The organism is Enterococcus sp. DIV1328a (assembly GCF_050536905.1).
In the GTDB taxonomy this organism is placed as follows: Bacteria; Bacillota; Bacilli; order Lactobacillales; family Enterococcaceae; genus Enterococcus; species Enterococcus faecalis.
Genome location: NZ_CP172912.1, coordinates 1328663 through 1349917 on the forward strand (window position 1 = coordinate 1328663; position 21255 = coordinate 1349917).

Consider the following 21255-nt stretch of genomic DNA (forward strand, 5'->3'; position numbering starts at 1 on the left):
AAAACAGCAGCCATCTGTATTAATACAGATGGCTGCTGTGGAGATATTTATAACACAGTTTAGTTTGTTTGTTCTTCTTCAATCACTGCAGAATGCATCTCGTGGACTTCCATTACTTGGCCATCTTTTTGTTCATCGATGACAAAGGAACCGTTGGATGTTCGTTCACTGATTGGATAGTTTTTCGACTGAATAACTTCTTGTGTGCCTTTTTGCGTAGTAACTAATAAATCTAAATCGGTACTTTCAGACATAAAGACAACACGATGTGGATTTTTCTTCAATTCCCGTAAGACCATTAATCCACGTTTTGCTCGTCCTAATTGTGTTAATTCTTGGGCTAACATGCGTTTAACACCGCCACGTTGGGTAACGATGACAATCGGTGTATCCCCTTCAGAATGAACCAGCAAACCATTAACGACATAATCGTCTTCTTTGAGGTTCATTGATTTAACTCCAGCCGCTTTACTACCCACGACTGGTACTTCATATAATGGATAACGTAAGCCAAAACCGCGATTGCTAACGAGGAAAACATCCAATAAGTCTTGATCATTTGTTAAATAAACATTGGTAATTTCATCTTGGTCTGATTTTAATTTCATACAAGATGTCGGGCGGCTCTTATAAGTGCGCCAAGGCTCAAAATCAGCCATTTTGGTTTGTTTAATCATGCCAGCTTTTGTAATGAAAACAAAGGTTTTTGTCGGACTTAACTCTTTATAAGGATATACAGCAATAATCGATTCATCGATAGCAAGATTTAAAATGGTTTGAGAAATATGTTCGCCAATTTCTTTCCAGCGTAAATCTGGCAACTCATGGACGGGGCGATAGATCATATTCCCTTTATTTGTTACTAGTAAAAGATGATCTAATGTATTGACTTCGCCAGCATATAGTAAAAAGTCGCCTTCTTTCATGCCGATTTCTTCTGGTTTTGATGCTGTATAAGAACGAATACTACTCCGCTTGATATAGCCTTCGTGCGTCACGGTTACGACCACGTCTTCCTGCGCAACTAACACGGCTGTTTCAATCTTGATTTCTTGGATTTCCTCTTCAATTTGAGTTAAGCGTGGATTACCATATTGCTTTTTAACTTCGCGAAGTTCTTTTTTCATGACTGAGAATAGTTCTTTTTCATTGTTTAAAATGTTCAATAACTCAGCAATTTGTTGTTCTAAAGTTTTCGCTTCTTCTTGTAAATCAGTAATATCCGTATTGGTTAAACGGTATAGCTGTAAAGTAACGATTGCTTCAGCTTGTTCTTCAGTAAACGCATAGTCGGATACTAAGTTCTTCTTCGCATCTTTTTTATCTTTACTGCCACGGATTGTTGCAATCACTTTATCTAAGATAGACAATGCTTTAATTAAACCAGCAACAATATGCTCACGTTTGCGAGCTTTGTCCAACTCAAATTGACAACGGTTAATGATAACTGATTTGCGATGCGTAATGTAACTTTCTAAAATCCGTTTTAGTCCCACTTGTTGCGGGGTCATGTTGTCGATGGCTACCATGTTAAAGTTGTAATTGATTTGCAATTCAGTGTTTTTAAATAGATAATTTAAAATACCTTCTGCATTGACATCTTTTTTTAGTTCAACAACAATTTGCAAGCCAGTTCTGTCACTTTCGTCACGAACTTCGGCAATGCCGTCTACTTTTTTATTTAAACGGATTTCATCCATCTTCTTCACTAGCGTTGCTTTGTTGACTTCATAAGGAATTTCAGAAATGACAATTTGTTGTTTGCCGCCTTTTAAGGGCTCAATCTTTGTCTTCGCACGTAAAATTACTTTACCACGGCCGGTTTCGTAGGCTTTTTTAATTTCTGCTTTTCCTTGTAGGATCCCACCTGTTGGGAAATCTGGTCCTGGAATGTATTCCATTAATTTCTCTAAACTTGCATTAGGATGATCAATTAAATACACAGTTCCATCAATGATTTCCGCTAAATTATGCGTAGGAATTTCTGTTGCATAGCCTGCTGAAATCCCCGTTGAGCCATTTACCAATAAATTAGGATATTTGGCTGGTAAAACAGTGGGTTCTTTTTCTGTATCGTCAAAATTCCAGACGAAATCGACGGTATTTTTGTCGATATCTTTTAACAACTCACCACTTAACTGTGATAAACGAGCTTCTGTATAACGCATCGCCGCTGGTGGATCGCCATCCATACTTCCGTTGTTTCCGTGCATTTCAATTAGTACTTCCCGTAATTTCCAGTCTTGACTTAGACGGACCATCGCTTCATAAATACTACTGTCGCCATGGGGATGATAATTCCCCATAATGTTTCCGACAGATTTTGCTGATTTACGAAAGCCTTTATCAAAGGTATTGCCGTCTTTATTCATTGAAAAGAGAATGCGGCGTTGTACTGGTTTTAGCCCATCTCGAATATCTGGTAGGGCCCGTTCTTGAATGATGTATTTGGAATATCTTCCAAAACGATCGCCCATTACTTCTTCAAGGGTTAATTCTTGAACTTCTTGGCGTTTTTCCAAAATTGTCACTCCCTACTCTATGTCAAACAAACTGATTTCAGTGTCATCGGTTTGTTCTGCTTCTTTTGTTTTTTCCGCATCTAAAAGACTTTCTCCTGTTGGTGCAGAAGTGTCTTCTTCTGAACGATCTAAAATACTGCCATCTTCTTCCAACGTAAATTGAACATGTTGCTCAATCCATTTTCGACGAGGTTCGACTTTGTCGCCCATTAATGTGGTCACACGGCGTTCTGCTTGAGCTGCATCATCAATCCGAACACGAATTAAGGTTCTAGTTTCAGGATCCATCGTTGTTTCCCAAAGTTGTTCTGCATTCATTTCCCCCAGACCTTTATAGCGTTGGAGCATATAGCCTTTACCAACTTTATCAATCACTTCTGCCAATTCACCATCGGTCCAAGCATACTCAATGACTGATTTTTTTCCAGTTCCTTTAGAAACTTTATAAAGAGGTGGTAAGGCAATATAGACTTTGCCGGCTTCAATTAATGGTTTCATATAACGATAGAAGAACGTTAATAGCAACACTTGAATATGGGCACCATCGGTATCCGCATCGGTCATGATGATGATTTTATCATAATTACAATCTTCAATTGAAAATTCAGGACCAACTCCTGCGCCAATCGTATAGATCATAGTATTGATTTCTTCGTTTTTCAAGATGTCTTGCATTTTCGCTTTTTCCGTATTAATGACTTTTCCTCGTAGCGGTAAAATGGCTTGAAATTTCCGGTCGCGTCCTTGTTTTGCTGAGCCACCAGCCGAGTCTCCTTCGACAAGATATAGTTCATTTTTCTTAGGATTTCTAGATTGAGCCGGTGTTAATTTTCCAGAAAGTAACGATTCACCTTTTTTCCGTTTTTTACCGTTCCGGCTTTCTTCACGAGCTTTGCGAGCCGCTTCACGGGCTTCACGGGCTTTAATCGCTTTCCGAATTAATGATTGACTCATTTCACTGTTTTCTTGTAAATAGAAGCCCATTTGTTCGCCTACGACGTTGTCGACAACGGTTCTTGCTAAAGGTGTACCTAATTTCCCTTTGGTTTGGCCCTCGAACTGTAGTAAGTTTTCTGGTACTCGAATAGAAAGGACGGCTGCTAAGCCTTCGCGGAAGTCGCTACCTTCTAAATTTTTATCTTTTTCTTTTAATAGTCCCACTTTCCGTGCATATTCATTGTACGCCTTTGTCATTGACGTTTTCATACCGACTTCGTGGGTACCGCCATCTTTTGTGCGGACATTGTTAACGAAAGATAAAACATTTTCAGAATAGCCATCGTTGTATTGATAGGCTAATTCAACTTCAATACCTTCTTTGGCTCCTGAAAAATAAACAACGGGTGTTAATGTATCTTTTTCTTCATTTAGATAGGCAACAAATTCTTTAATGCCTTCTTCGTAGTGGAAGACTTCTTCTTTGGGTTCTTCCCCACGTTCATCCGTTAAAGTAATTTTGACGCCTTTTAATAAGAAAGCTGATTCTCTCAAACGTTCTGCTAAAATTTCGTAAGAAAAATTTGTCGTAGAGAAAATGGTGTCGTCAGGTAAAAAAGTAACGGAGGTGCCGTTGCGTTTTTTTGTTTTGCCGATTTTTTTTAAGGTACCAACTGGTTTACCGCCGTCCTCAAATCGTTCCATGTATTCTACGCCATCACGAACAATATGAACTTCTAACCACTTAGATAAGGCATTAACAACACTGGCACCCACCCCATGGAGTCCGCCTGAAGTTTTATAGCCACCTTGGCCAAACTTACCACCCGCATGTAAGACAGTAAAAATAACTTCTACTGTTGGGATACCAGAAGCATGCATCCCTGTTGGCATTCCGCGGCCAGAGTCTGCAACACAAATACTATTATCTTTTTGGATAGTTACGTTGATTTCATTCCCGTAGCCAGATAACGCTTCATCGACTGCGTTATCGACAATTTCATAGACTAAGTGATGGAGTCCACGGCTATCGGTTGAACCGATATACATACCAGGTCTTTTCCTCACTGCTTCCAATCCTTCTAGGACTTGGATAGAGGCATCATTGTACTCATTGTTAATTTTTTTAGCCAAAGAAAAAACTCCTTATACTTAGATTCTCGTTTAGTTAATAAGCGTACATTAACTATTTCTTAAAGAATTAGAAGAAGAGTGAGCCGGTTTCTTGGGTTTTCCGTTCGCTCCTTCTAAAACCATCATTACAATAATACTCTATCTGGGTCAAAAAAAAAAGAGCTTTCCGTTCAGGACGCTCTTTCTTTATAAAATTACACGTGTTTATTCAGCATCTGCCATTTTTGCCAATTCAATTTTAATACAACGGTCCATAATAACTTGACGACCTTCATTTAATAACAAGTTCGCTGCCTCTTCATTTTCCAAACCTAGTTGGGCCCAAAAGACAGGCGCTTCTGTTTTCAATGTTTCTGCGGCCACTTCTGGCAAAAATTCACTCCGCCGAAAGACGTCAACAATATCAATCTTTTCAGGAATCTCTGTTAATGTCCCATAAACCGTTTCGCCAAGCACCGTTTCGCCTTTTAAAACTGGATTGACAGGTAACACACGATAGCCATGTTGCTGTAAAATTTCCGCAATTTTGTAACTCGTGCGGTCGGGCTTGTTACTCAAACCAACCACCGCAATATTTTTTGCTTGTTTTAAAATATCAAAAATTTGATTTTGACTTGGATTCTCAAATGTCATTCACTCAACCCCTTTTTTCGTTCTTATTTATTATAACGCTGAGTAAAGGGTTTTGGCAAAATTATTCTCTGAATACCGACAAAATAATTATTGGCTTTGCCAATCTGCTGGATAAGTCACGTAGACAAAGCGGGCATCACCCGTCACTGAAAATTGAATTTTGCTACTTTTCGGGATTAAAATAATTTCGCCGGCTGTTGCAGAAATTTTACGTCCGTCAATCAGTATATCCAGTTGTCCTGAAATAATATAATCAATTTCATCGTATTCTAGTGTCCAGTCGAAGGTGGTATCTTTCATCACCATTAAACCGCAACCAAGGCGCGGGCTTTCTTCTAAAGAAAACAGATCTTTTGTGTAAACAATGTCTGCTGGGTTGCCTGTATCTAAGCGGTCGTCTTCTGTTACGTCGATTTCGGGTAATTTGATGGACATAATTCCACTTGGATCCACTTGTTTAGTCGGCATTAATTTTTCTGTGACAATTTGTCGAACAAGCGTTTCAATCATTTCACGATTTAATTCTGTCATATTTACACCTCATTATTTCACTTCTGTTTCGGGTTTCCCTAGCATTCGATTTGCCATAAAGATAGCCACAAAAATGGCGGTAATCCCTCCAACTAATTTGCCAACAATCATTGGAAAAATCATTTCTTTTGCTACGCCTGCAGTAAAACCAAGGTGGTCACCTAAAACGAAAGAAGCCGAAACAGCAAAAGCGATATTAATAATTTTTCCTCGATTATCCATGTCTTTTAACATTTGGAACATGGGAATATTGTTAGCTAATGTAGCAACCATTCCTGCAGCCGCTACTTCATTCATTCCTAAAACTTTTCCTAGTTTCATCAATGGTTTATTAAAGACTTTCGTAATCACAGCGACTAAACAGAAAGCGCCAGCTAAAGTTAAAGCAATCCCGCCAACGACTTCAATTCCTTCAGTAACTGGTGCAATACCAGGAATCACTGTAATTCCTAATAATAGTTGAATCGCCCCCACAACTAAACCAAAGATAGCGACAATCACTACGCCTTGACCAAAAATTTGGAAGCCTTTAATCATGCCTTTTGGCGCTAACCATAAACCTAAAATAATTAAAGCGGCAACAATAATAATTGGAATTAAGTTAGGAATAATCAATGACAATGGCATGCCAGCTGTTAAACCGCCTGCTAATAAACCAAAAGGAATTGTAATAATCCCGCTCAAAACACCTGTTGCTAAGAATTGTTGGTCATCTTTTTGGATAATGCCAAGCGCTACTGGAATTGTAAAGACTAACGTTGGCCCCATCATTGCACCTAAGATTGCCCCCGCAAATAAACCAGCTTGTGGATCATTGGCTAATTGTTGCGCTAACGCAAAGCCGCCCATATCATTAGCCAATAAGGTTGTGGCAAACATTGCTGGATCAGCCCCTAGTAATTCATAGACAGGAACGACAATCGGGCTTAAAAGATTGGCTAAGACAGGCGCTAAAGTGATAATCCCTACCATAGAAAGCGCTAGAGAACCCATAGCCATAATCCCTTCCTCAAATTGCTCCCCTAAACCTAGTTTGTTGCCAATACATTTATCGATTCCTCCAATAATCATGAAAAGAACCATAATATACATAATAATTTCATTAATGCTCATGTCTCGTCCTCCCTATTCTTCCTCTGTAGAATCAATGACACCAACAATCATTGCATCAATTGGGACATTCGGATCTTCTGCCGAAATACGGGCAGCATTGCCTTGACTAATTAACACTTTGTCCCCGACACCAGCTCCAGCGTTGTCAGCAGCAATTAAAAATCCTTGCTTTTCGTCCTCTTGATTCAAAATATCAACCATCATAAATTTCCAGCCATTTAATTTTTCATCTTTTCTTGTTGACCAAAGGCTACCAGTCACTTTTCCTAAAAGCATCGTTTTTCCTCCTTACGTCAGCAATTGATGTTTACTAGCATAATCTTTCGCTAACGGGGTTAAATAGGCGTTTTTACTTAAAGAAACACCTGATTCTGTCATTCTTATCAATTGTTTTTCAGTAATGTAGGTTCGTTTGGTCTCAGCCAAAGAACGAAGTTGTTTTTGACAGGCCGCCTGAAACACAGCGTAATTTTCTGAATCATGATAAAAAATCAGCCCAAACTGTTGGCACATGTCCACGTTTTCCTGAATCGTTTGTTTCAAACGATACTTCAATCGTGAATTTTTAGTCACTGAAGGTATTGGGGTTAAAACCAATACCGGCTTACCTTCAAATAAGAATGCTAAGATGTTTTTGACTAATTCATCCGTTTCCTGTAAATGCGCAATCGCGTTTACTTGGGAAATCGTTAGCCTCTTTACAACCAAACCTCGTGCTAGCTTCTGCTCCTTGGTTACCCAATTTACATCAGGAAAACGAACAAACATTTCTTCAGGAAATGCTTCTTTTGCTTCTGCTAAAGCCACTGAATAAGACGACGACAGCAATTGTTGGCAAATTCGATCAGTAATCTGTTGAATCAAATTTTCCATTTCAGAAACGTTCATTGTCCTTCCTCCTTTTACTTAAGAATATAGCCACGAGCTCCTTTGGTTAAGCCGCAAGCGTTGGCTTCATCGTAGTCAATATGCATGTACGTTGCAAATCGCGGACTGATTCGCACAACTACATCATCAAAGATTAACGGACGTGTGCCTTCCACTTTGACTTGCACAATTTGACTATTGCTTACTTTATTTTTCAAGGCGTCTTCGGGTGTCATGTGAATATGACGTTTGGCAACAATTAAACCGTGACTTAATGTCACAACTGCTGATCCGTTCATCAGCGTGACGCCTGGTGTCCCTTCTGTCTTGCCACTCTCTCTAACTGGGGCATTAATTCCTAAAATACGTGTATCCGTCATAGAAACTTCGACTTGTGATTCGCTACGTTCAGGGCCTAAAATAACCACATTTTGAAAAAGTCCTTTAGGTCCAGCAACCGTAATTCGTTCTTTACAAACAAACTGTCCAGGTTGTGATAAATCTTTCACTTTTGTTAGTTGATATCCCGGTCCAAATAATGCATCAATTTCTTGACGAGACAAATGAACATGTCGGCCAGAAGCTTCAACTTCAAAAGTATTTTGTTGTTGTTGCTGAATTCGTTTAACAACTTCTTCAACAATTTCATTCATTGAATCCAATTTGTTCATCTCCTAGTTTCGTGATATTTCAGCCATGGTGCTAATTAATTCTGTAGCCCAAGATTGAAAAAGGCCGAACAGTTGTGATTCTCCTTTTAACTGGAGAATAATTTTATCTAGTTGTAATTGAATTTCTTTTGAGGAATAGCGCCATTGTCTCTGTTGGTTAGTTAGAATAGTTACCTTTGATTCCAAAATGACTGGTTCCATTACAAGCGACTGTTCTAAAATAAATTTCTCTAACCACAGTTGTTGTTGTTCGAAATATAACCAACCTTCTGTTGATAACGCTTCATTCGTTAAGAAAGGCAAATACAATAGATGGCTTAAGTGCCGAATCTCATAAATTGTTTCTTTTGATAAATGTTCTTGTTTTTGTGAGGAGGCCTTCACTGAATGAACCTCAGAAAGCAATGGGTTTGTTGAAGAGAAGCTGCTATTAATCCGATGCTCGCGTAGATAGCTTTTGGCGGCTGGCGTCAGAAAACTGCCTACAGGAAACACAAAATCCGTGCCATCTTCTAGTTCTTTTTTAAGCCTTTTGTTGCGAAGCATATCTTCTGTAATAACTGTCATAACACCCCTCCTCAATGAAAGTTTAGGACAGAAGTAATGAACCTACCTCTGCCCCAAAAAATCAAAATTATAATTCAGTTGTTGCGTGTGGTAAAATAGCGTCTACTTCTGTATGTGGACGTGGAATTACATGGACAGATAATAATTCGCCAACACGTTCTGCTGCGGCAGCACCAGCATCTGTTGCTGCTTTCACGGCACCAACGTCACCGCGAACCATTACTGTAACTAAACCGCCACCGACTTGTTCTTTTCCAATTAAAGTAACGTTTGCCGCTTTCACCATTGCATCGGCTGCTTCAACAGCACCTACTAAACCACGAGTTTCGATCATTCCTAAAGCATTTGTACTTGACATTATAATTTCCTCCTAAGATGTATGTTTTATTTTTAAAAATTTGGGACAATTATCAATTTGACTTAGGTCCCAAACCCTAAATCCAATAATTTATTTGTTTTACTCTTACTCGCTCGTTTCTTGTTAGTTTAAGCGAGCTAAAACTTGAGCTACCACGGCATTTACTAGTTCTTCTTGATTGGTTGTTTCGCAAGAAGTAGCCACAGATGTGGTTGATGTTTGACCAAATTCTTGACGAATCTCTTCTAAATCACGCACGCCATATGCAACACGACGTAAATTGAACAGATTTTCAACCCCAATATTATCAGAAGTTGAGCTGCCACCAACTGCGCCACAACCAAGTGTTAATGCTGGCACTAAGTTAGTTGAAGCACCAATTCCGCCAAGTGTACCAGAGGTGTTAACAAGCAAACGAGAGACGGGTTTTCTTAAGCCAAATTCACGAATGACTTCTTTGTTTTCTGTGTGAATACCCATCGTATGACCCGCACCTTCACCTTTCAAAATTTCAATTGATAACGCGCAAGCTGCTTCCCAGTTTTCAACTGTATAGAAAGCAATAATCGGTGCCAATTTTTCTCTTGAAAATGGATATTTCAAGCCTACATGTGTTTCCTCGGCAACAATTAAGCGGCGATCTTTTGGAATAGATAAACCAACTAATGAAGCAATATGTTGAACGGAACGACCCACGATTTGCGGGTTCATTGTACCGTTTGGTCGTAAAATAAACTTAGCTAATTTGTCGGCTTCGGCTGGACTTAAGAAATACGCGCCCTGCTTAATTAACTCTTCTTTGACCGCTTCACGGTTGACAGTTTCAACAATAATTGATTGTTCCGATGCACAAATTGTACCGTTATCGAAAGTTTTTGAATCCATTATTTGTTTCACTGCATGAGGAACATTTGCGCTTCGTTCGATGTAGGCTGGTCCATTACCAGGCCCAACACCGATTGCTGGTGTTCCAGAAGAGTACGCTGCTTTAACCATTGCGTTTCCACCAGTAGCTAAAATTAAATTTGTTTCTTTATTTTTCATTAATTCGCTGGTCGCTTGCATGGTTGGCGTTTTGATGACCGAGACACAACCTTCTGGTGCCCCTGCAGCAATAGCCGCTTTTTGGATAATTTCTACTGTTTCAATAATCGATTTCAACGCATTGGGATGTGGTGAAAAAACAATGCTGTTGGCAGCTTTTAATGAAATTAATGCTTTGTAAATGACTGTTGATGTCGGGTTGGTAGAAGGAATTAATCCTGCAATTACACCAACTGGGACAGCAATTTCAGTGACTTTTTTGGCAGCATCATCATGGATCACACCAACTGTAGCTTTGTCCTTCATTTCGTCATATACTACTTTTGAAGCGAAAGCATTTTTGATGATTTTATCTTCATAGATACCAAATCCTGTTTCTTCATTGGCCATTTTCGCTAACTTTTCTCGTTGGTTAAACGTAGCCTCTGAAACTGCTTGGACAATCGCATCGATTTGTTTTTGCGAAAATGTTGCTAATACTTGCTGTGCCTCTTTGGCTTTTCTGATTAAATTTCTTGTTTCTTGGATGGAACGTAAGTCTTTATCTACTAATTCCACTCGTCTTCACTTCTTTCTATTTCCGCCATGATTGCTTGAATTAAAGCTTCTTTATTGGCAAATTTAATCTCACTTTTCTTTAAACTACTTAGGTTCATTTTGTAGGCTTGTTTGCGTAAATCAACCACGCGTTGTGTTTCTAATTTTTGGCGTATGCCAGTGTGTTCTTCCGAATCTGGTGTTTCAATCTCTTCTTCAATTACTTCTACTTGTTCCATCGGTTCAGGTGCTGACTTGGGTTCTGGATCTGATAAAATCACTTCCGTTTGAGCATCAACCCGTGAGATCACATGATGAGCAATTAAACAATTTAATTCTTTAGCTACTTCCGTTCCTACTTCAACGGCAGCTTGAACCGCGGCAACGTCACCAATCAGTTCCACAGTTGTTAAACCGCCATTAATAATTTCAGCTTTTAACAAAGTAACGTCGGCGGCTTTCAATGCCGCATCGGCCACACTAATGGCACCTAAAAATCCTTTGACTTCGACCATTCCTAATGCTTTCATTCAGGTCACATCCTTAATAACTCAACGGATTGTCAGCGATATTTTGAATGACTTGTTCAAACGCACTGCAAGCAGCTTTACATGCAGATTGACTACCTGTCAATAAGGCACCGCCAAAGTTCGTTTCAGAAGGTGGGCCATAAAAGACACCCATTTGAACATCGGCAGCTTTCATTGCTGCATCTAAGCCAACCATTGCTTCTAGCGGTGGTGCAATCAGATAAGCAATCGCTTCACCTTCAGGAATATTCGCTTGTTCAGATAAAAAGCTACCCGTTCTTGATACTACATGTGCAAAATAAACAATACTGTCATCTTCGTTAGCACTATAGAAGCTGGCTTCTTCTTCAATGACTTGCGTAATGACACTCAAGCCACTATTGACTTCAGCAGGACTCGGACCAGCAATAATGCCAATCACTTCACCGGCTAATTTGGTTGAAGCATTTGCTGCGCCAGCATACATACTTTTACCGTAAACTACAGTAACATCGGCGGCTTTGGTTGCTTCATCTAATGCAACATAAGTGACATCATCACAATCGGAAGTAACAATTCCTAATGAGCGATGTTCTGGTTTCAATGATAATTCTTTTGCTAATGCCGGATCGACATTGGGAATGACTTTCATACTTAGGACATTTGCGCCTAGACGATCATTTTTCATGAGAAATCCTCCTTTATTCAGCTTCTTTTAAATCAATACCAGATTTTTTCTTGTCTAACATTTTTTTGATAATTTCGGCAATGTAGGCCCCTGCTTCAACAGCCGGTGTCCCACCTTTGTGAATATTTGAAATAACTGTCCGCCGTGCTTCTGGCATACCGACAGTTGGTTTGTAAGCAATGTAGGCACTCATAGATTCAGCTGTTACTAAACCAGGACGTTCGCCAACTAGCAAGCAAACAACATCAGCGTCAGTGATTTCACCAATTTTATCCATTGCTGGCACGCGACAATATTTAACAAAAACTACATTGTCGAAATCTAAGTTGTACATGTTTAATCCTTGTTTAATTGCTGGCAGGACTTCTTTAATATTCGCTTCGATAGCAGCTGAACTAAGGCCATCCCCTACGACCATTTGGATTTTGGCTTTTGGTGTCGTATTTTTCCGAATGATTTCACTATTTTCTTCATCAAATTGACGACCATAATCTGGACGTGTTAAATATTCATCTTTACTGTTACAGATTGTTTTTGTAGAAATAAAATTCATTTCTTTTACCAAGTCTTCGCTTACGTCTGAAAAGACCGCATCTTGTGCTGCCGCATGGTCCGCTCGGAAACGTAATGTTGAACTAGTCATATAACGCGTCCCTGCACGACCAACGCCTAAACGAGCTGGCGAGAAAGCTTTCATTTTTAATAGTGCTTCAGGATCTACGGCATTTTTCAATAGTAATTGTTTACGTAAATCTACTTCAGTAATGTCAGGAATTAGGCCTTCTTCAATTTCTGTCGTTTCAGTGACATGTGTTGTGACTGGTTTTTCTTCAGCAGTCACAGTGGCAGTCGAAACCGCTTGATTGTCAGCGACCATTTCTGTTAAAATTCCGGCAATCATTTCTTTTAATTCTTTTTCGTTCATTTGTATTCTCACCTCGTTTATTTAATAAATACAGATGCATCGCCAGCGCGACTTGTTAATTTTCCGTTTTCCATTAAGCCCATTTTTTCCATCCATTCTTCAAATTCTTTAATTGGACGTAAGCCTAATGTTTCACGAATCGTCGCAGTTTCATGGAACCCAGTTGTTTGATAATTTAACATGACATCATCGCCATGAGGAATCCCCATGATATACGTACAACCAGCTGTTGCTAATAACATTGCTAAGTTTTCCATATCATTTTGATCAGCTTTCATATGGTTGGTGTAGCAGACATCACAACCCATTGAAATTCCAGTTAATTTGCCCATGAAATGATCTTCTAAACCAGCGCGGATGACTTGTTTTGAATCGTAAAGATATTCTGGTCCAATAAAGCCGACAACGGTATTTACAATATACGGATCAAATTTTTTGGCTAAGCCATAACAACGCGCTTCCATTGTCACTTGGTCTGCGCCAAAGTTCGCTTCAGAAGAAAGTTCTGAGCCTTGACCTGTTTCAAAATACATCACATTAGGACCAGCTGCTTGACCACTGTGAAGCGCTAAATCTTGTGCTTCAGCTAAAATTTCTGCATTTAAACCAAATGCTGTGTTCCCTTTTTCTGAACCAGCGATGGATTGAAAGACTAAGCCAGTTGGCGCGCCTTGACGCATGGCTTCCATTTGTGTCGTTACGTGAGCAAGCACGCAAGTTTGTGTTGGAATTTCCCATTCGCTACGGAACTCTTCAAATTTGTTTAAGATCCGTTTAACACTTTCTGTAGAATCATCAACAGGATTCAAACCAATTAAGGCATCACCGGCGCCATAAGAAAGACCTTCCATAACTGATGCCATAATGCCATCGACATTATCGGTTGGATGGTTCGGCTGTAAACGATTTGAAAAAGTTCCGGGACGGCCAATTGTTGTGTTGGCGGTTTTTTCAATATTGATTTTTTTTGCGCCAACAATTAGATCCATGTTGGACATTAATTTACAGACAGCAGCAATCATTTCAGAAGTGAGTCCACGGGAAATTCGTTTGATATCAAAATCGGTTGTTTCCGAAGATAAGATAAATTCGCGTAATTCTGCAACTGTCCAATGTTTAATACTTTCAAAAATTCGCATATTGACTTGGTCAATAATAATGCGTGTCACTTCGTCTTCGTCATAATCAACAACGGGATTGTTAAACAAGTCATTTAAAGACAATTCCGATAAAACGACTTTCGCTGCCACGCGTTCTTCGGCTGAATTAGCAGCTACGCCAGCTAACTTGTCGCCAGACTTTTCTTCATTGGCTTTGGCTAAGACTTCTTTAACGGATGTAAATTGATAGACTTTGCCAAATAGTTTGGTTTTTAAAATCATCTTTGTGTCGCTCCTTTTTAATTAAATACTAAGGTCTTAACAATGACTGGAAGGACGGCCCCTTCTGCCACTGGTAAGCCGATATCTACATAATCACCGTTTTCTACTTTGACCGAGTCAAGACAGATAAACGGATAGTCTTTTGGCAGATGGGCACTTAAGGCATGCCCTAAAGCTTTCGCCATGTCTTCATCCACCATAACAATAATGGGAATTTGTTCAGCAACTAAACTAGCTAATCCTTCCACAATCCCTTGACCATAGCGTTGAATATCAGCAAATGTTGGATTGCTCATGCCTCTAATTGCTAGGGCAATCTGGGGTGTTTCTTCAATACGATGCCAATTGAGTTTTTCTTGGATTCGCTGGCCTAATTCTGTCACAGTAAGGGTTTCATCCTCTTGCGCTAATTTTAGAATTGGGATATTTTTTACCGGCAAAATTTGCTCACGATAAGCGATCGTGCTTCCGCTAATTTCAGCAGTATGTGAACCTGCTCCGACGACCGTCGCTCGAATTGTTTCTGCGCTTTCTAAGACTTCTTTTTCCGAAAAAATCAGTGACTTTCTCAAGTATTTCCCTAAAAGTAAGCCGATGTCCCCATATTTAAAGAGATTCGTACTTGTCGTATTTAAGCAATCAGCCACACCACCAGAAAATGTTACAATTGGTAATTCCTCAGCTTTTCGTAGTGGATGGTTGGTTACTAATAACTGGTAGAACGGACTTTGTGTCCCCAAGCCAATGCTATTTTCTAACACGGCAACTAATTCCGAAATAATTGGCAGTAAGTTTTGTTCGGTGGCTTGGTCACCAAGGTGCAAGGTTAGCCCTTTTTTATTTATAATTTCTTGAATTTTCGGAGCTATATAGGTGATTTTTTGTTGTTGATCTAATTTAATTAAGCGTCCGCCAATGTCAAAACAAGCCGTGTCAATCACTTCACCATCTTTAAAGACAGCTAAATTTGTCGTTCCACCACCAATATCTAAATTAACCACCGGTCGGCGTTTCGTCTCAGAATAGGTTTGAGCGCCAGCGCCTTTTCCGGCAATGATACTTTCTAAATCGGGACCAGCCGTAGCAACGACAAAATCACCTGCATAGCCACTAAGTGCTCGTAGCACATTGTTGGCATTGCTTTTTCGAGCAGTTTCACCTGTGATAATTACCGCACCCATTTGAATATCTTGTTTATGAATGCCTGCTTGGCGATATTGCTCCGCTACAAACGCTTTGATAGGTTCTGCATCAATTTCTGATTGGTTAAGTAAGGGTGTAAAGATAATGTCACTTCGGTAAATGACTTTTTTATCAGAAATGCTGATACGTGGTACTGTAAACGCAGAGGCAAAATTTTCAACAGTTAATTCTGACAAGACTAATTGGGTTGTAGACGTCCCTAAATCAATCCCTACGGTTAAAAGTGTTTCCTTCGACATCGCCTGACTCGCCTCCTTTTGCATACAAAAAGGCACTTAAAGAATCGTTAGAAAATTTCTTTCTACTTTTCTTTAAGCGCCTTTGCTTAATCAATGAACAACATCACTGGTGTTCTGTTCGAAATAGAAACAGGTTTTAGTTCCCTGTTTATTGGATTCAATTGTAATTTTTCCTTTTAATTTATCTTTTACGTAGCTTTTGACAATCATCAAGCCTAAACTGGTCTCGTTACTTTGATGAACGTCATAGCCTTTACCATTATCTGTAACAGTAATGGTAATCATTTTATTATCTAATGTTCCACTGAGTTTAACAACGCCACTTGTTTGTGGCTCAAATGCATGATCAAAAATGTTTTGTAATAGTTCGTTGACAACAAGGGAAATGGTGACCATTTGTTCGCTAGAAACCATAATGGCTGGATCAACATCCATCATCATCTCAATGGGTTGTGCGCCTTGAAAAAGATGTCTAAAATTATACATCACTGCTTCCAATGTTTGCCGTAAAGCAACGTCATCTTTGACTTGTTTTGACAGCAATTCATGGGTGGCTGCAATCGCCATAATTCGATTGACACTTTCATGAAGGACTTTCTTTGCTTCGGGGCTTTGCGTTCGCCGTTCTTGAATACGCAATAAGGAAACCACCGATTGCAAGTTATTTTTAACACGATGATGAATTTCACGAATCGCAACAGATTTGGAAATAATTTCCGCTTCTTTTTCTTTAAATTCTGTATTGTCTTGAATAATCATAATCAGTTGTTCCTCTGATGCCAACCACACTTTCCGAACCTTAAAATAATAATTAAGGTAGGTCGTTTTGCTTTCAATTGGTTGATTACTCATTTTATATTTCATTTGATACAACACATATTCAAAAGTTGTATAATCGATGGACAAATTGTCATAACTCATTCCAATGATATTATCCCGATAACCAAGTTTGCGATAAAGCTCTTGTGCATTGTGATTGGTAATTAATAAGTGACCCGCCGCATCAAAAATCAAAACGGCTTCTGCCAATTGATCAATAAATAATGCGTCGACTTGACTAGTTGATTTCGCTACTTTTGCTAACTGGCAGTTATTTAGCTCCTCTTTTTGTAAGTCCGCTTGAATCTCTTCATCTGCCGCAATCTCGACAATAATGACACCAATCGTTCGATGTTCATTGCGAATGGGATAGATATTTTGCTTAATCAAACGATTTTCCTGAGTCACTGCTAACAAACCAATGCTATTTAAGCTAGTCTGCATGGTACGCAGAACACCAGGTTCATTTTTTAATAAAGCTTCCATCCCGACGACATCTCCGCTATATAAAGAAGTTGTCTTCGCAGGCGGCTTATGATAAACGACTAGTGCTTGCTGTGACATTTCCTTATACACATCAATAAAAACATCTGCACTTTGATAGAGTGTCGTCGAAGAAAGATAACGTGCTGTACGTTGTAATTCTTTAATGTCTGATTCTGAAAGATTGGTATATTGCTGACATAATTGCTCTAATCGTTTCATTTATTCATCATCCATTACAATCAATTCTGCAATTTCACTCATACGTGCGCGTTTGTTCATACTTAACGTACGCAACATTTGGTAGGCTTCTTCTTCCGATATATGATTTTCTTTTACAAGAATACCTTTGGCTTTTTCGATAATTTTACGTTCTTCTAATTTTAAACTTAATTTATCGATTTGATTTAGTAACAGCTGCGTTTGTTTGCCTCGTTCAATGCTCATTTCAATTGTAGGTATTAATGATTTTTCGTCTAGAGGTTTAACTAAATAACCCAGTGCACCTAATTTTTTAGCCTTGTCCGTATTTTGTACGTCACTGTATGCAGATAAAAAGACAATACTACTGGCTAGTTGGTCTTGAACAATTTTTTTACCTGCTTTTAGACCATCTAAAATTGGCATTTGAATGTCCATTAATACTAGGTCAGGTTGTGTTTTTTTACATACTTCAATTGCTTCAAAACCATCGGCCGCTTCACCGACTACTTCGTACCCTGCTTCTATCACAATATCACGAATATCGAGTCTCGTAATAGGTTCATCATCGACTATTACAATTCGTCCATCCATTTTCTTCACGCCCTTGTCCTTTCAACGCTATGTTCTGGTAATTTTACAAGTTACAGAAAAGTTTAAAATCTGTTGTAAACCTTCAATCACCGCTTGTAAGGCTGCTTCCACTGAGCTTACGTCACCAGAAATGACTACCGATCCAGAAAAACGATCAATAAAACCGATTTGGATATCTCCGCTTTTAGTCGCAATATCAACAGCGATAATTGCCGCTTCGCTCGGAGTGATTGTCAAAATACCTAGTGCATTGCTGGTGCCTTCTGGCAACCCTAATTTTGTATAAATTTCTTTATTAGGACTAGCAATGATGTGCGCTAACGTTACTTGTTTCCCAGGAACATATTCTTGAATCATTCGTTGTTTTTCTTCCAACCAGACTCGCTCCTTTAATTTAGCAAATAAAAAATCCTCAATAAAAAACGTAAAGGTTCCACTTTCGCTTTCTACTAAGGAGCTTCTTTGCTCTTAAATTTTGAAGCACGCCGTTGTGCTACCCACATTATATGTTATCGATTTCATCCTGTCAATCGCTTATAAGATAGAATTTAAAATTTTTGTCACTTCTGCTGCTGTTGGTTGGACAGGATTTGTTTTGGTGCAGCCATCCATCAATGCGCCTTCAGCTATTTTTGGGATCGCAGCTTGGACTTCTTCTTTTGGTAAACCATAGTCACTAAAAGTGGCAGGCATGTTTAATTTTTGACGGAGTTGCTTGATTTGTCGAATAAATTGTTGAACACCAATCCGTGCATTAGTTGTCTGTGTATCATTTAGACAATTTGCTAACTGCGCATAACGTTTAGCTGTTGGTTCGTTGTTGACTTTGCCATTCGCTAAGCCACTGTTATATGCAATGACTTCAGGTAAGAGCATTGCATTCATTCGTCCATGTGGCACATGTAAACGCGCACCGGCCGCATGAGCAATACCGTGATTCAAGCCTAACGAAGTAACATTAAACGCCATCCCTGCCATACATGAAGCTAAATGCATATTTTCACGAGCTTGTTGGTTGCTACCCTCATTAAAGGCTATTTCTAAATTGTCGAATACCAGGCGAACGACTTTTTCGCACAACGCATCTGAAATCGGATTTGCTTCTGTTGAAACATACGCTTCAATAACATGCGTTAAGACGTCCATTCCTGTATCCGCTGTGATTTTTGGTGGCACACTCATCACTAAATTTGTATCTAAAATCGCAATTTCTGGTTGAATTTCATCCGTTACAAGCGGGATTTTGGTGCCAGTTTCAGCAACCGTAATCACTGAAAAATTCGTAACTTCTGAACCAGTTCCACTAGTTGTAGGAACCGCAATAAACTCAGCAATCTGAGTTTGCAAAGTACGTTTGCCAAAAAATTTCATTGCTTTGGCCGCATCAATAGCGGATCCCCCACCTAAAGCTAATATCGTATCTCCTTGAAATGTCGCTAACTGCTTAATTCCCACAGCAATCTTATCAATTGGTGGATCGGGGATGATGTCACTAAAAATTTGCCATTCACTTTTTGTTAAATGCTTTGTCACTTCATTCACAAATCCAGAGTCAACCATGAATGGATCTGTGACAATGAAAACACGTCTATCATGAAGTGTTTCCAAATTGGCTAATGCGCCTTCTCCTACCCATAGTTCGGTAGGGAAATGAATTGTTTTCATCTCAATTCCTCCTTAATAAAATACAAAAAGACACTTCAAACAAACGAAAAATCATCTGTCTGAAGCGTCTTTGCTTCCTTATGTATACGCCATTGTACACGAAACCTTATCCATAGAGTACAACGCCTTTAATTAATTGTCAATAAAAAAAGGGAATATAGCAGTACGTCATTGTACCTGAAATCTCCTTCAACATTGAAAGACCAGCCCAAAATTCCCAAAAGCACTTCCTCGTGCCATTAATTGGATTAATACAAATATCTTGGGCTAGATTTTCAACACAAGCGTTGTTAAGAAACATCCTGTTTTGCCTCGAAACAGCATGCCCAATAATGAAAAAATGAAAAGACCTGACTTAAAAGCAACCTTGCTTCTTCACAGTGGCGGGACCGTGCCAGATTCTCACTGGCTTCCATTCATATTTTTCATAAAATATTCGTTTAATCTATCTGAAATTTACCATAAGTTTTTTAGAAAAGCAACTGTTTACAATCCATCTTCTTTAATTTTGTGGAAAACTTTTTCGCTTCGTTCATAAAAAACATCAGGTCGTTGTGCTTGAACATTTAAATAGCGAGCCAACGCATAAAAATAATCTGATAAACGATTGGTAAAAATTAATACCTCTTCGTTAATTTTGGCTGTCCAATTTAAACGAACAATGATGCGTTCTGCGCGCCGTGCAATCGTCCGAGCCACATGAACCATACTGGCTGCTGGGGTTCCGCCAGGTAAAATAAAACGATCAATATCTGGTGATTGTGCAGTGTAGAAATCAATCCGCTGTTCTAGCCAATGCACACTTTCCTTTTGTAATTTAAATGGTCGTTGTGCTTCAATCGGTGTTGACAAATCTGTTCCCGCATCAAAAAGTAAATGTTGTAAAGCTTCTAGTTCTTCTTTAATTTCTTGATTTTCTTGTGGAAGTTGGCTGATAATATAGCCCACCCAAGAATTCAATTCATCAATCGTTCCATAACTTTCAACTCGATCAGAATCCTTAGCGACGGTTGAGCTGCCGACTAATTTCGTCATTCCCTTATCGCCAGTTTTTGTATAAATTTTCATTCTGCTTCATCCTCCTCTAAATAATCTACTAATTCTTGCAAGCCAATTTTTTCAACAGAAGAAATTTCAAAAATTCTTGTTGCACCCGCACTTTTTAATTGTTGCCGAACAATCTCTAACTGCTGAGAATCTTGTGCTAAATCAATCTTGGTTAAAATACCAATGATTTCTTTCGGGAAAATACTACCAAATCCTGGTGAAAAAACTTGTTGTGTTTCTACAGCACTTTGAACCAAACCAATCACATCTGCTTCTGCCGCTGTGACGTTTAACGCATTATAATATTGTCGATGCAAAATAAACTCGCCCGGTGTATCAATCATTTCTGTATGAAATTCCACCGCCTGTGTTTTATCATAAATTAATTCTTTGCCTTGCAGAGCTTGACATAACGTGGTTTTGCCACAACCGATAGCTCCCATTAAAATGATTCGTTTCATCGCTACCTCCATAAAAAAGGAGCCCAAAGCAAGTACCATCACGTACTTAGTCTTGGGCTCCTTTGCCGATTTGTTAAAACACGCCATTGTGTTTCTGATTCTTTGCCTTTATCTTACCTGTTTCCA

The 21255-nt window shown here is 39.1% G+C and carries 22 protein-coding genes and 1 riboswitch; all 22 genes read right to left on the reverse strand.

The features are described from left to right. Positions 1-59: 59 nt before the first annotated feature. Positions 60-2522 carry a DNA topoisomerase IV subunit A gene (parC, locus tag IGL93_RS06400; RefSeq protein WP_002357527.1) on the reverse strand — a complete coding sequence of 821 codons (2463 nt, stop codon included), beginning with the start codon at positions 2520-2522 and terminating at the stop codon, positions 60-62. A gap of 12 nt (positions 2523-2534) precedes the next feature. Continuing rightward, positions 2535-4592: a DNA topoisomerase IV subunit B gene (gene parE / locus IGL93_RS06405; protein WP_002381887.1), complete on the reverse strand. Its 2058-nt coding sequence runs from the start codon at positions 4590-4592 to the stop codon at positions 2535-2537. Positions 4593-4796: 204 nt separating this feature from the next. Further along, positions 4797-5225, reverse strand: a complete 429-nt coding sequence (locus IGL93_RS06410) for a CoA-binding protein (RefSeq protein WP_002365680.1) — start codon at positions 5223-5225, stop codon at positions 4797-4799. Between the two features lie 87 nt (positions 5226-5312). Continuing rightward, positions 5313-5756, reverse strand: a complete 444-nt coding sequence (locus IGL93_RS06415; RefSeq protein ID WP_002357522.1) for an ethanolamine utilization protein EutQ — start codon at positions 5754-5756, stop codon at positions 5313-5315. 12 nt (positions 5757-5768) lie between these two features. Continuing rightward, the gene (eutH, locus tag IGL93_RS06420) at positions 5769-6869 is read right to left on the reverse strand and encodes an ethanolamine utilization protein EutH (RefSeq protein WP_002357520.1); all 1101 of its coding nucleotides are present in this window, start codon (positions 6867-6869) and stop codon (positions 5769-5771) included. Between the two features lie 12 nt (positions 6870-6881). Continuing rightward, complete coding sequence (locus tag IGL93_RS06425; protein ID WP_002357519.1) at positions 6882-7145, reverse strand: EutN/CcmL family microcompartment protein; 264 nt, start codon at positions 7143-7145, stop codon at positions 6882-6884. Positions 7146-7157: 12 nt separating this feature from the next. Beyond that, a complete protein-coding gene (locus IGL93_RS06430) occupies positions 7158-7757 on the reverse strand; it encodes a TIGR02536 family ethanolamine utilization protein (RefSeq protein WP_284954767.1) in 600 nt (199 codons plus the stop codon). Positions 7758-7771: 14 nt separating this feature from the next. Further along, a complete protein-coding gene (gene eutD / locus IGL93_RS06435; RefSeq protein WP_002357516.1) occupies positions 7772-8407 on the reverse strand; it encodes an ethanolamine utilization phosphate acetyltransferase EutD in 636 nt (211 codons plus the stop codon). A 3-nt stretch (positions 8408-8410) separates the two neighbouring features. Further along, positions 8411-8974 carry a hypothetical protein gene (locus tag IGL93_RS06440; protein WP_010775854.1) on the reverse strand — a complete coding sequence of 188 codons (564 nt, stop codon included), beginning with the start codon at positions 8972-8974 and terminating at the stop codon, positions 8411-8413. A gap of 67 nt (positions 8975-9041) precedes the next feature. Then, positions 9042-9332 (reverse strand): BMC domain-containing protein, encoded by a 291-nt coding sequence (locus IGL93_RS06445; RefSeq protein WP_002357513.1) that lies wholly within the window; start codon positions 9330-9332, stop codon positions 9042-9044. A gap of 123 nt (positions 9333-9455) precedes the next feature. Next, a complete protein-coding gene (locus IGL93_RS06450; RefSeq protein ID WP_002357511.1) occupies positions 9456-10934 on the reverse strand; it encodes an acetaldehyde dehydrogenase (acetylating) in 1479 nt (492 codons plus the stop codon). Continuing rightward, on the reverse strand, positions 10925-11443 hold the full coding sequence (locus tag IGL93_RS06455; protein WP_002366723.1) for a BMC domain-containing protein: 519 nt from the start codon (positions 11441-11443) through the stop codon (positions 10925-10927). Before IGL93_RS06455 ends, IGL93_RS06450 begins: the two co-directional genes overlap by 10 nt. Positions 11444-11456: 13 nt before the next feature. Next, entirely contained in the window at positions 11457-12110 is a 654-nt protein-coding gene (eutL, locus tag IGL93_RS06460; protein WP_002357509.1) for an ethanolamine utilization microcompartment protein EutL, read from the reverse strand. Positions 12111-12123: 13 nt separating this feature from the next. Continuing rightward, positions 12124-13035: an ethanolamine ammonia-lyase subunit EutC gene (gene eutC, locus IGL93_RS06465; protein WP_002363986.1), complete on the reverse strand. Its 912-nt coding sequence runs from the start codon at positions 13033-13035 to the stop codon at positions 12124-12126. A gap of 17 nt (positions 13036-13052) precedes the next feature. Then, positions 13053-14417: an ethanolamine ammonia-lyase subunit EutB gene (locus tag IGL93_RS06470; protein WP_002357506.1), complete on the reverse strand. Its 1365-nt coding sequence runs from the start codon at positions 14415-14417 to the stop codon at positions 13053-13055. A 17-nt stretch (positions 14418-14434) separates the two neighbouring features. Continuing rightward, a complete protein-coding gene (gene eutA / locus IGL93_RS06475) occupies positions 14435-15883 on the reverse strand; it encodes an ethanolamine ammonia-lyase reactivating factor EutA (protein ID WP_025192684.1) in 1449 nt (482 codons plus the stop codon). Between the two features lie 66 nt (positions 15884-15949). Beyond that, positions 15950-17383 carry a sensor histidine kinase gene (locus tag IGL93_RS06480; protein ID WP_010775857.1) on the reverse strand — a complete coding sequence of 478 codons (1434 nt, stop codon included), beginning with the start codon at positions 17381-17383 and terminating at the stop codon, positions 15950-15952. Further along, the gene (locus IGL93_RS06485) at positions 17384-17956 is read right to left on the reverse strand and encodes an ANTAR domain-containing response regulator (protein WP_002357503.1); all 573 of its coding nucleotides are present in this window, start codon (positions 17954-17956) and stop codon (positions 17384-17386) included. Between the two features lie 27 nt (positions 17957-17983). Continuing rightward, complete coding sequence (gene eutS, locus IGL93_RS06490; RefSeq protein ID WP_002345864.1) at positions 17984-18331, reverse strand: ethanolamine utilization microcompartment protein EutS; 348 nt, start codon at positions 18329-18331, stop codon at positions 17984-17986. A gap of 159 nt (positions 18332-18490) precedes the next feature. Further along, positions 18491-19621 carry a 1-propanol dehydrogenase PduQ gene (locus IGL93_RS06495; RefSeq protein ID WP_284954766.1) on the reverse strand — a complete coding sequence of 377 codons (1131 nt, stop codon included), beginning with the start codon at positions 19619-19621 and terminating at the stop codon, positions 18491-18493. A 292-nt stretch (positions 19622-19913) separates the two neighbouring features. Next, positions 19914-20063, reverse strand: a riboswitch (adenosylcobalamin (AdoCbl) riboswitch). 44 nt (positions 20064-20107) lie between these two features. Then, positions 20108-20689, reverse strand: coding sequence for a cob(I)yrinic acid a,c-diamide adenosyltransferase (locus IGL93_RS06500; RefSeq protein ID WP_002360247.1), 582 nt, complete (start codon positions 20687-20689; stop codon positions 20108-20110). Further along, on the reverse strand, positions 20686-21129 hold the full coding sequence (locus tag IGL93_RS06505) for a EutP/PduV family microcompartment system protein (RefSeq protein WP_002363995.1): 444 nt from the start codon (positions 21127-21129) through the stop codon (positions 20686-20688). Before IGL93_RS06505 ends, IGL93_RS06500 begins: the two co-directional genes overlap by 4 nt. Positions 21130-21255 lie beyond the last annotated feature (126 nt).